Genomic DNA, 1,853 nt, shown 5'->3' on the forward strand with positions numbered 1-1,853 from the left:
TTAATTGCATATTGCAATATATTTTGTTGCGTGGTATAGTAATGACATACCGAAAAAGGAGGCACATCAGCATGAAAGATAAAGAACTACGCAAGCTGATCGGCAGCAGGGCAAAACAGCGCCGTCTCGAATTAAATCTGACACAGCCTTATGTCGCAGAGAAGATGGGAGTTACCGCTTCCACAATCCTGCGTTATGAGAATGGTTCGATTGACAATACCAAAAAGATGGTACTGGAAGGTCTTTCGGAAGCACTTCATGTATCGATTGAATGGCTCAAAGGGGAAACCGATGAATATGAAACTGATATTACGGATAAGAAAGAATTGCAGATTCGTGATGTGATGGGCGATATTCTCAAACAGTTACCTCTTGATCTTAATAAAACAGAAGACGCTTTTTCTAAAGACTTACTGCTGTTAATGTTAAAGCAATATGAACTGTTTCTGGATTCGTTTCAGTTCGCCTGTAAAAATTACAAAGGCAGTACCAAAGATGCGGACATTGCTAAAGTAATGGGATTTGAATCGAAAGATGAATATAATGAGATTATGTTTCTCAGGGAGATCACGCATACTGTCAACGCATTTAACGATATGGCAGATGTTGTAAGGCTCTATTCAAAGAAACCGGAAGCGGCAGAACAAAGGCTTGCAAATCTTTTATCCGAAGTTATGTATGAGGATTCTGAATCGGTATAGTAAGACAACCGGAGTTGTGATATACTTACACGCAAGAAGCATTTCAGCAGTTCCGATTGTCTGATATCGAAAGGAGACATACGATTATGGCAAAAGGATCTGTTAGAAAAAAAGGAAAGAAATGGTACTATCGCTTCTATGTAGAGGACGCAAGCGGAAAAATGGTTCAGAAAGAATACGCCGGAACCGAAAGTAAAAGTGAGACGGAAAAGCTTCTCCGCAAAGCACTGGAAGATTATGAAAATAAGAAGTTTGTCGCAAGGGCAGAAAGCCTTACGGTAGGAGAACTTCTGGATATGTGGGCGGAAGAAGAACTGAAAGCCGGAACACTCAGCAATGGCACAGTGGAAAATTATCTTGGTGCAATCCGATGTATCAAAAAACACCCGATTGCAGACCGAAAGTTAAAAACAGTTACCGCTGAACATTTACAGAGTTTTCTCGACCTGCTTACATTCGGTGGCGAGTTTCCGGATGGAAAAGTGCGAAAAGGATATAGCAAAGATTATATCCATTCTTTTTCCGCAGTGTTACAGCAGTCTTTCCGTTTTGCAGTATTTCCAAAACAGTTAATCAGTTTCAATCCAATGCAATATATCAAGCTGAAACGACAGGCAGAGGAAGTTGACCTCTTTTCTGATGATGAGGTAGAAGAAGGTACACAGCCGATTTCACATGAGGATTACGAGCGGCTTATCAAGTATCTGGAAAAGAAAAATCCACCTGCAATTCTGCCGATTCAGATCGCATATTATGCAGGACTTCGTATCGGGGAAACCTGTGGTCTTACATGGCAGGACATCAACCTTGAAGAACAATGCCTGACCATAAAACGCAGTATCCGTTATGACGGAACGAAGCATAAAAATGTGATTGGAACAACCAAGCGAAAGAAAGTAAGGATTGTTGATTTTGGAGATACACTGACTGAAATATTGAAAGCAGCAAGACGGGAACAACTGAAAAGCCGGATGCAGTACGGGGAACTTTACCACCGCAACTACTACAAAGAGGTGCATGTAAAAAACAGGGTGTATTATGAATACTATCACCTTGACGGAACGCAGGAAGTCCCGGCAGATTATAAAGAAATATCCTTTGTCTGCCTCAGACCGGATGGTAGTCTGGAACTGCCGAGTACACTCGGCATTG

The 1,853-nt window shown here is 41.4% G+C and carries 2 protein-coding genes; both read left to right on the forward strand.

The window, feature by feature from the left end; genetic code table 11:
• Positions 1-71: 71 nt before the first annotated feature.
• Positions 72-701 (forward strand): helix-turn-helix domain-containing protein, encoded by a 630-nt coding sequence (locus H8Z79_RS16485; RefSeq protein ID WP_024738907.1) that lies wholly within the window; start codon positions 72-74, stop codon positions 699-701.
• 86 nt (positions 702-787) lie between these two features.
• The coding region (locus H8Z79_RS16490; RefSeq protein ID WP_187002966.1) for a tyrosine-type recombinase/integrase at positions 788-1,853 on the forward strand (1,066 nt) is incomplete at its 3' end.

The organism is Blautia intestinalis (assembly GCF_014297355.1).
In the GTDB taxonomy this organism is placed as follows: domain Bacteria; phylum Bacillota; class Clostridia; order Lachnospirales; family Lachnospiraceae; genus Blautia_A; species Blautia_A intestinalis.

What these genes read in the sequence shown, in the direction of transcription:
- H8Z79_RS16485 (WP_024738907.1), top strand. Translation starts at nt 72, where the DNA reads ATGAAAGATAAAGAACTACGCAAGCTGATCGGCAGCAGGGCAAAACAG.